Origin of the sequence: Paenibacillus sp. E222, assembly GCF_013401555.1 — a bacterium.
Classification (GTDB): Bacteria; Bacillota; Bacilli; order Paenibacillales; family Paenibacillaceae; genus Paenibacillus.
The window spans coordinates 6,175,609-6,189,756 of the sequence record NZ_CP058552.1 but is presented as its reverse complement, the minus strand read 5'-3'; the positions used below and the strand labels follow the sequence as shown (position 1 = coordinate 6,189,756).

The 14,148-nt window shown below is 45.6% G+C and carries 12 protein-coding genes; 8 read left to right on the top strand and 4 right to left on the bottom strand.

Annotation, left to right across the window (positions count from 1 at the left end):
- Positions 1-25 precede the first annotated feature (25 nt).
- Both HW560_RS27435 and HW560_RS27430 read right to left on the bottom strand, forming a co-directional pair.
- Positions 26-1,177, bottom strand: a complete 1,152-nt coding sequence (locus tag HW560_RS27435; protein WP_179265200.1) for a Ger(x)C family spore germination protein — start codon at positions 1,175-1,177, stop codon at positions 26-28.
- Positions 1,174-2,619 (bottom strand): spore germination protein, encoded by a 1,446-nt coding sequence (locus HW560_RS27430; protein ID WP_090895797.1) that lies wholly within the window; start codon positions 2,617-2,619, stop codon positions 1,174-1,176. Before HW560_RS27430 ends, HW560_RS27435 begins: the two co-directional genes overlap by 4 nt.
- Positions 2,620-2,830: 211 nt before the next feature.
- On the opposite strand from HW560_RS27430, the gene HW560_RS27425 reads away from it, so the two are divergent.
- Both HW560_RS27425 and HW560_RS27420 read left to right on the top strand, forming a co-directional pair.
- Positions 2,831-3,328, top strand: a complete 498-nt coding sequence (locus HW560_RS27425) for a GNAT family N-acetyltransferase (RefSeq protein WP_090895798.1) — start codon at positions 2,831-2,833, stop codon at positions 3,326-3,328.
- 53 nt (positions 3,329-3,381) lie between these two features.
- Entirely contained in the window at positions 3,382-4,002 is a 621-nt protein-coding gene (locus HW560_RS27420; RefSeq protein ID WP_256221973.1) for a TraX family protein, read from the top strand.
- Positions 4,003-4,109: 107 nt separating this feature from the next.
- On the opposite strand, the gene HW560_RS27415 is transcribed toward HW560_RS27420, so the two are convergent.
- Entirely contained in the window at positions 4,110-7,817 is a 3,708-nt protein-coding gene (locus HW560_RS27415) for a non-ribosomal peptide synthetase family protein (RefSeq protein WP_179265199.1), read from the bottom strand.
- A gap of 46 nt (positions 7,818-7,863) precedes the next feature.
- Positions 7,864-9,606 carry a methyl-accepting chemotaxis protein gene (locus HW560_RS27410; RefSeq protein WP_090902121.1) on the bottom strand — a complete coding sequence of 581 codons (1,743 nt, stop codon included), beginning with the start codon at positions 9,604-9,606 and terminating at the stop codon, positions 7,864-7,866.
- A 631-nt stretch (positions 9,607-10,237) separates the two neighbouring features.
- Between HW560_RS27410 and rpiA the strand changes: the two genes are divergently transcribed.
- From rpiA to HW560_RS27380, 6 genes are all read left to right on the top strand, one after another.
- Complete coding sequence (gene rpiA / locus HW560_RS27405) at positions 10,238-10,909, top strand: ribose-5-phosphate isomerase RpiA (protein ID WP_179265198.1); 672 nt, start codon at positions 10,238-10,240, stop codon at positions 10,907-10,909.
- Positions 10,910-10,933: 24 nt separating this feature from the next.
- Positions 10,934-11,533, top strand: a complete 600-nt coding sequence (locus tag HW560_RS27400) for a GNAT family N-acetyltransferase (RefSeq protein WP_090895804.1) — start codon at positions 10,934-10,936, stop codon at positions 11,531-11,533.
- Positions 11,534-11,547: 14 nt separating this feature from the next.
- Positions 11,548-12,006: a MarR family winged helix-turn-helix transcriptional regulator gene (locus HW560_RS27395; RefSeq protein WP_024630132.1), complete on the top strand. Its 459-nt coding sequence runs from the start codon at positions 11,548-11,550 to the stop codon at positions 12,004-12,006.
- A gap of 176 nt (positions 12,007-12,182) precedes the next feature.
- Positions 12,183-12,701 carry a response regulator gene (locus tag HW560_RS27390; RefSeq protein ID WP_179265197.1) on the top strand — a complete coding sequence of 173 codons (519 nt, stop codon included), beginning with the start codon at positions 12,183-12,185 and terminating at the stop codon, positions 12,699-12,701.
- A 55-nt stretch (positions 12,702-12,756) separates the two neighbouring features.
- The gene (locus tag HW560_RS27385; RefSeq protein ID WP_179265196.1) at positions 12,757-13,728 is read left to right on the top strand and encodes an alpha/beta hydrolase; all 972 of its coding nucleotides are present in this window, start codon (positions 12,757-12,759) and stop codon (positions 13,726-13,728) included.
- A 56-nt stretch (positions 13,729-13,784) separates the two neighbouring features.
- Positions 13,785-14,135 (top strand): hypothetical protein, encoded by a 351-nt coding sequence (locus HW560_RS27380; protein WP_090895812.1) that lies wholly within the window; start codon positions 13,785-13,787, stop codon positions 14,133-14,135.
- Positions 14,136-14,148 lie beyond the last annotated feature (13 nt).

The following is a 14,148-nucleotide window of genomic DNA, read 5'->3' as shown; positions in this document are numbered from 1 at the left end:
TGGCCTGACGCTTCCTCTGTCCCTATCAGTAGCTGGATTCCGAACCTACAAACTGGATGTTAATCTGGGCACGCACCTTAAACTGCAATTCGTTTTTGACATAATCATTCCAAACGGGACGCAACTGTTCCCAGATCCGAGGATATGCCCATTCCAGGCGATACCCAAGCATCAGAATATCGGCTTTCTTGCGTAGGCCTGTTCTAATTGCGTTTGTTAGATAGGAACTCACCTTTTCATTGGCCTTTTGCTCGATCTGTTTGACACCCACAATATCTTTTACCTTGAGAATCGGAATTACGGAATTCAGTTCTGCTTGCCCCCGTAAAGTAATATCAAAGAAAGGCTGTCCATTTACAAGTCTAACCTTGATTTTGGAACTCGTATTATAGACCGTCATACTTGCTTTTTCATCCTCGGTTTCCACGGAGACAGCCAAAGTATCCAATTTGCGATTGGCCCAGGCAATGCTCCTTGCTTCATCGGGAGGGATCGAATCAACCATCTTCATCTGTTTGAAAAGAGCACCACCTACCTGACTGGTCCATTGCTTACGTTTATTATCCTCACTTGCCATCGTGGTTCCTCTTGATTCCAGCAAGGGGGCGGCAAAGCCCTGATTCATTTTGTCAGCCATAAGTACACTGAGCATTTGCGTTTTTAGCATGTTTTCTTCTGTTGCAAATTCTCTTAACACATCACTGGGTGTTTCTTCGAAAACGGGAGTCAGATCAGCTACATCTCTGGCTCGGCCCTTCGCAACCATGATGTAACTGCTAAGATGGAACAAAGGTTCACGTGAGATCCATTCCATCGTATCTTGAATTCCCTCTCTGGCGTATGCTTCACCGAATACCACGACCCGTGTATGCCCCCAGGACATTTTTCGTGTGAGGTCCGTTTGGATTTTCTCCATAGCATCAGCGATGGTGGATGCGGTAGCCGAAACGAGAGCATATGGATTTTTCCCGGGTCCTCCCGTTCCTTCCGGAGAGATGCGGTTCGGCAGAGGCATACTTAGTGAAATATCAATTTCACCCGGCTTTTCTCCTTTATCTACATACATGGTCGTAATAAAGGTACGTTCATTTATCTCTACTTTGGACCAGCAGCCGCTGCACAGTAAAATGCACATCAAAACAACACTCAGTTTGCACGTAATCATCAATGTTTTCATGTTTTTTGCCTTTTCTTATTCGCATCTTCGTAAGCTGCTGGTCGCTTCTTCATCAGAAACCAGGGCACACGAACGATCGTATCCTTGATATCACGCAGCACAAGGGGGGCAAAGGGCTGCATGTATGGCACGCCAAATGAACGCAGATTAACCATATACCAATAGATCAGATAGATCGAAATTACGATGCCGAACAGACCCAGCGTTCCACCCATAAATAGCACCGGAAAACGAAGCAGCCGGAAAGCCAGTCCGAGTTCGAAGTGCGGGATGATAAAGGCGGCAATACCTGTGATGGATACGACAATAACGAGTGGTGCGGAGACAATTCCTGCCTGTACGGCCGCCTGACCAATAACAATCCCGCCAATAATGGAAACCGTTTGCCCCAGCGGCTTCGGAATACGAATCCCCGCTTCACGCAAACCTTCAAAGGTCACTTCCATAATGAGCGCTTCAATGAGGGCGGGAAAGGGAATGTTCTCCCTAGCAGAAGCGATCGTAATCAGCAGGTTGGTCGGAATGATTTCCGGGTGAAATGTGGTAACAGCCACATAAAAGGATGGCAGCAGGAAGGCTATAAAGGCAAACAGCAGACGAATAATTCTGATAAAGGAGGCAGAATAAAATCGTTGATAATAGTCTTCCGAAGACTGCATTAATGAGAAAAAGGTTACGGGAATGAGCAGGGAAAACGGTGTTCCGTCCTGCATGACCCCGATCCGCCCTTCAACCAGTGCAGCAGCAACCGTATCGGGACGTTCGGTATATTGATATTGCGGAAAAGGAGAGAGGGGATGGTCCTCCAGAAATTCAGACAGATAACTTACGCCCAAACTGCTGTCCATATCAATATTACCAAGGCTTTCCAATACATTTTCCAAAATGTCTGGCTTGCATAACCCTTGGATATAGACAACGAATACCTCGGTTTTGGTATATTTTCCAACGGTGAACTTGATCATTTTGAAATCGGGATGCTTAATCTTGTGCCGAAGCAGTGACATATTTACATGAACATCTTCGATGAAGGCTTCCTGAGGACCAACAATTACAACTTCGTTGGTTGATTCCGCTACGGAACGCCTTTGATAATTTTGGAGAGCGAAATGGATCATGCCCGAAATACCCTCGATATATAAGGCTGCATTACCTGACACAATATCATCCACTATGGATTCTGCTGAATTCGAGTGGTGGCTGTTAAGGGTGAAAAAGGAACCGGTCACGATACGAGTAATGAATTGATGATCTATTTCATTTCGGGAGGCTTCCTCAAGCAAAGGCTTAATAATGGCTTCCCGCATAGTAGGGGTGTCCACTATGGACTGAATATAAATGAGTTCACAGCGATAAGGTCCGACCTGAAATGGCTGATAGATCATGTCGGCAACACCCAGCAAGAGCGCTTTAACCTGTTCATAGATATTGTCCTTTTCCATTTCAGTTTCGCCTCCCTATGCTGTAATGCTGAGCCTGTAATCTGACTATAGTGTGCGACGCTTCCAATGAAATATACTTTTAAGTTTGGATTATCGAAATATATTACAAACTTTGATGCAGATGATGAATGGGGAGATCGTCAGTTCTGCCTTAAAATAAGAGGGTGGAATGAAGCGGGTAGAGACATATTACATAAGGAGATGAGGGAAGATGGCGTATCGGATCAGACGTGCTGAGCTTAGCGATGTTAACGGAGTGGCGCGGTTATTCAATGAATATAGGATGTTTTACGATCAGCTTACAGATCTAAACGGAGCGAGAGCATATATCAGAGAACGTATGGAACGCAGTGAATCTGTTATTTTGATTGCAGAATCGGAAGTGGATGCAGAAAAAGCAGGTGATTGCAGCTTGACGGATAAGCCTTTATCGGCTGAGTTTGGTGGATTTGTACAGCTGTATCCCAGCTTTAGCTCAGTGTCCATGAGGCCAATTTGGGTACTTAATGATCTGTACGTGCATGCGGATCATCGGCAGCGAGGAATTGCACGTAAGCTGCTGCAAGCTGCACGACTATTGGGGAAAGAGAGTGGAGCTGTGCGCATAGCGCTCTCTACGGCAATAAGCAACAAGAAGGCTCAGGTATTATATGAGTCGGAAGGCTATACGCTGGACACCAAGTTCATGTATTATGAACTTCAGATATAAGAAAGACTTGGAGAACCCCAAAGTTCAGGATAAGCAGGAGGGATTAGCACAAAATGATGCAATGGATAGCCATGATCACGATGTTGATCGATCATATCGGAGCCATCTTTTACCCCCAAGTGGGGGAGCTACGAATCATTGGCCGGATTGCTTTTCCAATCTATGCTTTTGCCGTGTATATCGGTTATAAACATACTCGCAACGTACAAAAATACATATGGCGGTTATTCTGGATAGCAGTGATCTCTCAATTACCTTTTATGGCGGCTTTTAATCATTTTTCGCTGAATGTGGTATGGACATTATGGTCTGCCCTGCTCGTATTGCTTGTGCTCGATAAACTTCCGGTCCGTTTGCTGGGAATTCCAATTGTGATCGTGGCTGGTGTGGTCATGGAGATGACCCATATGGATTATGGTATGTATGGATTACTGCTTGTATTGCTGTTCCGTTACTTCCAGGGTCCTGTACTGGTAATGGCTCATTTGCTCTTAAATGTTTTATACATTTATCTGCACAGCAGCTCTATTCAGATGTACAGCGTAATTGCTACCGCAGGCATTGCCATTGCCCAGTATTATAACGCAGGGTTCCGTCTGAAAGGTCCGCGTTGGATTTGGCGTTATTTTTATCCTGCACATTTGGCTGTCATTGCCTTGATCCGCTGGATTTAAAAAGTCTTCCTGAAGGAAAAAAGCCACCTTATCCGTCATCACTGACGTTGAGGTGGCTTTCTTTGTATGCATCAATGGATGCACAATATGCATTTACTGTTTTGGATTTATTCCATCTTTGGAGAAGTGCCAAACTGCGGTCGGACGGCCTTAGGGAAATAACCAATCTCGATGGCATGTTCGAGCATTTTTGAGATGAAACGATCATCGGTTTTGGCGCATGTGATGCCGGCTGGTTCCACATAAGCAGTTGTTACAGGTGAGGCATACACGTATGCAGAATCCTTGGCACCGTCTCCTTCAAGCTGGGCGATAGCCAGTTGAAGCGCCTCAGGGTCCTTGCTGACACTGCCATCGAACAACCAGTTGGTGTACTCTGCAAAAGGCAGAGTTTCCACTTCATAACCGGCCCGATTCACAGAACGAATCAGATCATCGTAGCTGATTGGCTCCGGATTACAGATATGGAATACCCGTCCTGCTGTGTCCTGGCGTAATGCCAGATGTACAATCGCCTGGCTTGCATAATCAATAGGTGTAAAATCAACCATCCAGTCGGCTGCCGGAGCTTTGCCCAGCAATAACATTGCTTTAATCATACGATAAAAGGCGTTGCTATCGATATTAGACTGGAAACGTCCTGTCTCGGAATGACAGGTCAGATTACCTGCACGATAGATGCTCACAGGTACACCCTCTTCGGCAGCAAGCATAAGCACCTTCTCTGCTTCAAGTTTACTGTCCGAGTACAGGTTGTCCACATGCAGATCCGCTGGGAAGCGATCATATTGCAATGAGGATTCCCACTGTCCACTGAGTGCAAGATCTTCCGGTATTCCCATCGTGGATACATGGTGGAAGGAGGCACCCGGTTTGCTGCGAACAAGCTTAAGCAAGGCAATGGTACCATCTACATTGGTTTTGGCGAATTGTGCTGCATCCCCGAAATGTCGTACGTCGGCGGCACAGTGTATCACACGGTCAATTCGTTCTTGCACGTATGTTGTCTGCTCTGCTGAAAGACCAAGATTCGGTTGTTCCAGATCGCCTTCGATAATCTCGACGCGGGATGCGAGGAGAGGTAGCAGTTCCGGTCCAAAGTAACCTTTCATGACGCTGCTCAGTCGTTCCATCGCAGAACTTCCGTCTGTGGGGCGGCGAACAAGAGTATAGATGCGTGTATTCGAAGTTAGAATCAACTGTTGCAGCACATGGGATCCAAGATATCCGGTAGCCCCAGTTAGGAGCACATGCTCGGGATTCAGAATATCCGGATATCCAATCTGGGTTCTCAGCTCTACAGGATGTTCTGACAATTGGGTGATCACGCCGTCATTTACTGAGGAGTGGGAAGTTTCTTCTGTAGCTTGAGCCAGCGTCTCCACACGTTGTGCCAAGGCACGAATCGTTTTCTCGGCAAAAAAGTCAGCAATTTTCAGCTGTGGATAATGCGGCTTCAGAATGACCAATACATGGATGACACGTAGAGAATCACCACCAATGGCGAAGAAGCTGTCCTCCACACCAAAGTCATCGTGTTGAAGAATTTCTTTCCAGGATTCCAGAATAATCGCTTCGGTTTCCGTCTCCGGCAGTACCCGATAAGGTCGATCTTCATGACGCTCTACGTGAGGCAGAGATACCATCGCTTTACGATTGATTTTGCCTGTCGGTGCGATCGGCATTTCATCCAGCTGACAAATCCATTTCGGTACAAAATAGGAAGGAAGCTTAACCGTTAGCTCGGCTTTAATGTCTGCAACGGAAAGCGTACTGCCATCCTTGGATGTAAAGTACCCTACGAGCATGTTTTGACCATCCGATTCCTTCTTCGGAATCACGGCAACATCCTGAACCTGATCCAGACGCGCAAAATGATCCTCGATCTCTCCAATCTCAATCCGGTGACCCCGGATTTTTAACTGGGAGTCACTGCGTCCGACATACTCCAGCAATCCATTATCGAGCATTTTGGCAATATCGCCAGATTTATAGATTTTCTCATCGATAGCAAATGGATTATCAATGAATGCCTGCGCTGTACGCTCAGGCTGGTTCAGATAACCTTTGGCCAAAGCGGGTGTTGCTATATATACCTCTCCAGGAACGCCTACCGGGCATAACTGCTGTTCTTCATTGACGATATACACTTTATAGTTATGAATCGGTCTGCCGATTGGAATGTTAACGACACTTTCTGGAACTTGCTCACTAATTCGGTGGGTCGCTGTCGCTACCGTACATTCCGTAGGTCCGTATACATTGACGATATCAATCTGGTTGCCGAACTTGCGCTGGAAGGCACGAACCTGCTCACCATAGAGTGCTTCACCAGCCACCGTAATGATTTTGACTTTGGCCAGCTTGTGGAAGCCTTCTTCAGACAGGAAGGAAGCAAGCTGGTTGAAAAAGATGGTTGGCAGTATCGTAATAATGGTTGTGCCTGTGCGCTCAATTGCACTCGCAAATTCCTCGACGGATACACGTTCTTCCGCCGACAACAGGTACAGTTCTGCTCCGTAGAACAAGGCGCCAATCGTATCCCACACTGATGCATCGAAGCTGTATGTAGCAAACTGGGTTAATACGTCACCTGGTTGAATATCGCAATCCCTTTGCACCACACTACCGAGATTGGCAACACCCCGATGGGCAATAAGTGCACCTTTCGGTTTGCCGGTAGATCCCGAGGTATAGATGATATACGCCAGGTCGTCTGGCTGAATATCCAGGTTGGGGTTGCTTGCTGCAAATCCGGCAAGGCGTCCATCCACGGCCAGGATTTGGCGAACGGTAGTAATTCCTGAGAATAAACGTGAAGCTTCAGGTAAAGAGGATTCTTTGGTCAGGACAAATGATGAAGCTGTATCTTCGACAATATAACTGTTGCGTTCTTGTGGATGCTCAGGATCAACAGGAACATATACTCCGCCAGCTTTGAGAATACCGAGCAAAGAAATAATCGTTTCCAAACTCCGCTCCATAAAGATGCTGACGAATTCTCCTTTTTGCAAACCATTGGATAACAGCACACGGGCAACCTGATTGGCACGTTCGTTCAGTTCTCTATAGGTGTATCGACCAGTTGATGAAGTAATTGCTGGCGATTCCGGATATTCTGCTGCTGTTGCTTCGAACCAGCCATGAATGGTCTGATGCTCCGGTTCGAGAACGGTGGTATCATTCATTTCCCGGTATAGCAGTCGATCTGAAGCGGATAAAATGTCCACTGTACCGATGGCTTTGTCCTTGTCACGCAGCATAGCCAGAAGAAGAGTCTGATAATACTCTGCATATCTTGTGATCGTAGCTTCATGAAGAAGTGAACTGTCATAGAACAGATCCAGTGTGAGCATATCCTGATCATCACGAACATTCCAATTTAACATTTGAGGAGCTTTAGGCAGCTGTACACTGTTAAACATGAACAGCGTTTCCGGATTGCCTCCGGTTTGGGGCGTGTAATGCTGCTGGAGTTGATCTGAAATCTGATGAATCAGCTCGTTAAAGGTTAACTTGCCTTGAATCTGCAATAACACATGGGAAGCTGCCTGATCGGGAGCCAGTGTGCCAATGGCAAGTTCCTGCTCGGCTGATAAACGGAACAACAATGCTGCGTAGGCAGACAATAATGCTGGATACATGCCTTCTGAGCCGAATTTTTGTTTTAGTTCCCGACTCAGGGACGATTCCAGTGAGATATGAGCAGACTCGTATTTAAATGATTGTTGACGGCGCCCAAAATCCAGTGGAATCTGAAGAACCGGCAGGCCAGATTCCACTGTTTGGGGAGATGATGATTGATTTTCGACCACTTCAGTTGTTCCTCCTTGGTTCAAACCGTTCAAGATGTGGGTTGAATTATAGTTTGCTTACATTAAAATGCGAAATCAGTTCTTGCAGTTCCTCGGACATGCTGTTCAAACGGGTAGAGGAATCAACAAGCGTAATCAGAGACGCTTTTTGTTCATCAACGGATGAAGAAATCCGTTCACTGTTTTCAGCTGTTTTACTCACACTGGCAGACAAATCATCCGCAGTTGCGGTCATTTCTTCTGTACCTGCAGAAATTTCTTCTGTAGCGCTGGACACTTCCTGAATCTGATTCGATACTTTCTTGGCAGCTTCCAAAATTTCTTCGAACAATTGACCGGTTTGATCAGCTACGCTGAGCCCGGTATCCACTTCAGACGTTCCTTGTTCCATCGCACGAACGGCTTGTCTGATTTCAGCCTGAATCTCCTGGATCAGTACAGCAACCTGGCTCGTGGATTGTTCCGACTGCTCAGCAAGTTTACGTACTTCACCTGCTACAACCGCGAATCCTCGGCCTTCTTCACCAACACGTGCCGCTTCAATGGAGGCGTTGAGTGCAAGTAAGTTGGTCTGGCTGGAAATACCTGAAATGATATTCAGAATATCGCCAATTTCCTGAGAACGGCTCTCCAGAACCTGAATGGCTGAAGCAGTGTTTTTAACAGATTCCGTAATCAGATTCATCTGCTCTGACACCTGACGAACCACAGTGTTTCCTTGTTGAGAACGGCGTTCCATCTCATATGCCTCGTCAGCTACACTAGCTGAACTGCTGGCAATAGTCTGAATGACGATAGCCATCTCGGACATCGCACGGGCACTGTCCCGGGTTGCCTGTTCCTGTGCACGAATGTTGGATGTAATCTGAGTAACGTTGTTATTGATAGAATCAGCATTCTCGCTGTTTCTCTCGGAGACTTCATACAGCTCCTTGGCAGACTCGTTAACTTCTTGCGAAGTGATTTGCACTTTGACGATGGTGTCGTTGATCTTGCGTACCATGGTATTGAACTTTTCGTTCACAATGCCCAGATCGTCTTTGCCTGTCGGAATTTTGACATTCAAATTACCCCGACTTACGTCATCAATCCCTTTGATCAGGTGACGAATAGGGGAAAGCGTGTTTTTGACAACAAGATATTGGATAATCAGGAATAACAGCAGGAACGCTATCAGAATGATAATTCCGTTCTTGAGCAATTTGTTCAGTCCGGCAGGTACTGCTGATGCGTCTGCATCGACTGCAAAGTAAGAGTAAATCTTGCCGTTGCTATCCTTGATCGGGTAAGCAATGGTTGTCCATGTACCGAAATCGTCGGAATAAAATGTGGTGAACGTCGGGCGATCCGTATTCAGCATTTCTTTCAGTGCATTTGCTACAACGACGGGCTGTTCATACATGTCGCCGATTTTTACATTTTCACTCTGGAAGGCTTCCTTCAGATTGGTTGGCATGGCAACAAGGGAAGTTAAACGCTTGTTATCTCCACCCAGCTCGACACCAAAGATGTAGGCTTGTGCAATGTTGGGATAATATTGCTGCATTTCATCGAAATAGGCACGCAATTTGGTTTGTGCTTTTCCATCATAATTGGCTTCTGTAATAGCAGCCTGTACTTCGGTGGAATCAATGCCCTCTGCCCATTTTTTGGTGATTTGTTCTACTTGACCATGTAGCTGGTCAACGAGAATCGTTTTTTGAAAGTAATAGCTGCTGGCAATAAGTGCCACGCCAATAATAATAATGTTAGTAAATGAGAGTAACAGATTTTTGGAGAAAAAAGACATGCTTTTCCAACTTAATGATTTCACTAAAGTCCACTCCTGATCTTCTTTGAATTGATAATATGCTGCTGTCTTCATGATGTAAATTAAGTCATTTCCTTATCCCCTCCAAAGGTAAAATGTGCGACCATGGTCTTGGGTTCCTGGTCGCTATGTAGAGATATTTTTACCTAGATACCTATAGGTGTCTAATTATTAAAACACATCTATACTTAATATGTCGTATAAAATGTCGTCAAATTGAATAGTTTTGTTAAAACTTTTTTAATATTTTACGTATTTATGGACATATGGAAGTGAGATGTAGGTATTTAGAACTGTTTATTTAAAATAATTCCCATTTTTTAGTTTCATTCTGTATTCTATAACATGGTGGGTCAAAAAACATCCTTAAACATTGAAAAAATAGTGAAAATGACAGAAAACGGACTTTCTTCTGCCACACCAATAAGATATCAGGGAGGAGAATCTAACCAAGAATTTACATAAGAAGGATCAACGACACATGTGAAGCAGAGAAACAGGCCAAGTTTCCCAGTTCAATACGTCATGCACAGATATACATCGGAAGCGGTTTTATCTATAATAACTACAGTATGCATTTCTCAAATCATGAGCAGGCGGGGGTTTATAGATGAATCTTAAACAGATAGCAGCTGAGCGCGCGGCAGAATATGTTCAAGATGGAATGAAGGTTGGATTGGGTACAGGGTCAACGGCGTATTACGCTATTTGTCGAATTGGTGAGCGGGTACGAGAAGGGTTAAACATTCAGGCTGTAGCTACTTCGAAAGCATCGGACAAGCTCGCCAAAGAGTGGGGAATTCCGATCGTTCCATTTGATCAAATTGGACGTCTGGATCTGACCATTGATGGTGCAGATGAAGTTGATCCTGAGTTTAACCTGATCAAAGGTGGCGGCGGTGCGCTTTTGCGCGAGAAAATTGTCGCTGCAAACAGCGACAAACTGATTATTGTGGCTGATGGCAGCAAAGCCGTACAAAAGCTTGGAAAATTCCCGTTGCCGGTTGAAGTGGTTCCTTTTGCATCTGAATGGACCTTCCAGGCGCTGGAGAAACTCGGGTGTCAACCGGAATGGCGCATGGACGGGGATCAACGTTATCTTACGGATAATGGAAACCTCATTGCGGATTGCCGCATGGAAGCCATAGAACATGCAGCGGAGCTTAACGTTCAGTTAAACATGCTCCCAGGTGTTGTCGATAATGGATTGTTTATTGACATGGCGGACACCGTCATTCTTGCGAAGGATGATGGCAGCATCGATGAGCGTCATCGTTCATGAACGGAAAGTGAGGTCATTGCATAGATGAGGGAAAACCCGCTAGTGGATGGTGAGATTGTTCTTCGATGTATGGAGAAAGAGGATCTGACTGAACTCTATGAATTGATCTACAGTGAAGACGTACCGGAATGGAAGCAATGGGATGCGCCATATTATGCCCTTGAACATGAGAGCTACGAAGACTTCCAACGGAGCATGTTAAGAAGACTTGAAGCAACTGAGAGCAACTCTGATCCGGACTCCATTCGAATTATTGAGCTGAATGACCGAATCGTAGGTACAATCAGCTATTATTGGGAACATCGTCCATCCATGTGGCTGGAAATGGGAATAGTGTTATATCGATCAGCCCAATGGGGGCGCGGGATCGGCACGCGAGTACTTCAGATGTGGTCCAGTCACTTATTCGCGCAATTGCCCGTAGCCCGGGTTGGATTAACAACATGGTCGGGCAATGAACGAATGATGCGTTCAGCTTCGAAGGCGGGACTGCAGGTGGAAGGACGCATGCGCAAATGCCGCATCGTGGATGGCAAACATTATGATTCAATTCGTATGGGAATGCTGCGCGAAGAGTGGGAGCAGAACCAATCTTCAGGCGCAGGTCGAAATGTAAACAACTGATGGAGGATTAAGAAATGCCGAACAACGAGGACAATCGGGAACTGTCTTTACAATTATTTGTGGTTCTCGCTCGCGCATACAATTCCGTTACATCCAGGTCCAACCGGGATATCCAGAGTCATGGACTGAATACGACAGAATTTGGCGTGCTTGATTTGTTATACCATAAAGGGCCGCAGGCGTTGCAAAAGATCGGTGAGAAAGTGTTAATGTCCAGCGGTAATATTACGTATGTTGTGGATAAGCTTCAGAATAAAAATCTGCTGATTCGTCGAGCATCCAAGGAAGATCGGCGTGTCATATACGCTGAATTGACGGAGGAAGGAAGACATTTGTTTACACAAATCTTTCCTCAGCACCACCAGGTGATCATTGATGCGGTGGATGGACTGGAACCTTCGGAAAAGGCGGATGCGATTCGTTTGTTAAAAAAGCTTGGACTCGCTGCAGAGGGGAAAACTGACTTGCGTTAATAACGCAGGTCAGTTTTTTTATATGAATGTATGCCATTCGTCGTTCATGTATAATGAATAGATGGTTATATTTAACGGATAAGGTCGAGGCTGTTGCAGCTGCTGGAAACGATTGGATGAGTGAAGCCTTCGTAATGCAGTATGGCATAATTCGTGATTAGGAGAGTGATCAAGTGATGTCTAATGAACATGGCGAGATGAACTCATCGCGCAGAACGATTGAACCGTTACCCCATCAGATGATTCGCGGCGGCAAGGAAAATCAGGAGGAGCAAGGCCATATATCCATTCCGATATCAATCTTGCTGGCAGACGATAACGTTATCAATCGGCAGGTTGTGCTGATGCAGCTCAAAAAGCTAGGCATGACCGAGGTGGATGCCGTTTCCAATGGGGAAGAGGCTAGTGAGGCTTTTCTCAGCAAAAAATATAGTATGATCCTGATGGATAACATGATGCCAGTAATGGACGGACTGGAGGCGACACGCCATATCCGAGCCATAGAGCTGGATAAGATGTGGCATCCTATTCCGATTATTGCGATGACAGGAAATGTGATGGATGGAGAGAAAGAGAAATGTTTCGAAGCCGGGATGAATGATTTTATGGGCAAACCCTTCACGCTTGAAGCTCTGAAGAACATGATCCAGAAGTGGCAATCACCATCCGTGTACGGAGAAATTGCCAAACGATAGATAATATACATACTTGTTTCACGTGGAAGATTGACTGAAAGAGAGGGAAATGTTCATGCTATTATACGGCCTTGCCGTTCTGGTGCTAGTCGTTCTTGCCTTACTATGGTTAGGAGGACTTTACTTCTTCAAAACCGCCATTCGGCGTGCTCCAAAATCATTTCTGGTCGATAATCCGAACCTCATGCCCGAACCGGATAACGAAATAATCAGCAGTGCATCAGACTTGACGTGGCTTGATACGCAGCCAACCGAAGATGTAAATATTGAATCACATGACGGATTAAAGCTGCATGGAACATGGCTTCCTTCCCACAGTGGATTGCAGCAGCCGACGGTTATTCTGGCCCATGGCTATTCGGGAAAAGGCAGGGAGATGGCGGGTTTTGCCCGCTTTTATGCTGAAAAACGGGGCTACAATATACTGATGCCGGATGATCGTGGTCATGGACAAAGCGAAGGTGACATCATCGGATTCGGCTGGCTGGACCGTAAAGATTATGTTCAATGGATTCATTGGGTTCAGGGCAAGGTTGGCACGGAGACGGAGATCATCTTGCATGGAATTTCAATGGGAGGGGCTACAGTATTGATGACAGGCGGTGAAGCTCTCCCTAATCAGGTGAAGGCCATCGTATCGGATTGTGCTTATACCTCCGTGAAGGAGGAATTAACCTTCCAGCTCAAGCAGCTATACAAGTTGCCTGCATTTCCGTTTATTCCCGTTACCAGTCTTATTTCCAAATGGAAGGCGGGCTACTTCTTTGGGGAGGCATCGGCATTAACTCAACTCGCCAAAGTTCAAGTTCCCGTTCTTTTTATTCACGGTGAGGCAGATACGTTTGTACCGACAGAAATGGTTTACAGACTATATGAAGCATGTCCGACAGAAAAGGAATTGTTGACTATCCCTCGTGCGGGTCATGGAACAGCGTTTCAAGTGGATCGTACCCGATATGAAGAGGTGCTTGAATCCTTTTTGACCAAAAACCTATCGCCTTCTTCTGCAGTATCATCATTCATCTGATTCCAATTAAGCATCCTGGGTATTAAGTAGAAGATGTACCTAAGGGGAGGTGCGAGATGCCCTATACACCTAGAGTTTGTTCGTATTGTCATGAAAAAATGGCAGAGGATGAGTTCAAATGCAAATCCTGCGGCAATCTGGTTACTACCAAAACGGCTCAGCCTGAGCAACCGTACATGATTGAAAATGATGAATTAATATTGGATCGATATTCAATTGTGTTGCTTGTTCTGTTGACACTGTTTCTTGCTCCGGTAGCCATGACCATTGGCGGCGTCATGTTATTTAATGACAATACGTATAAGCAGGATACAGGTAAATTGCTCGTAACCGGGGCATTTGTAGTGATGGTCATTCTCACGATTATTCTGTTCACAGGTTCGGGGACATTGACGATTAACTTCTAAGCTATGGAGGTGC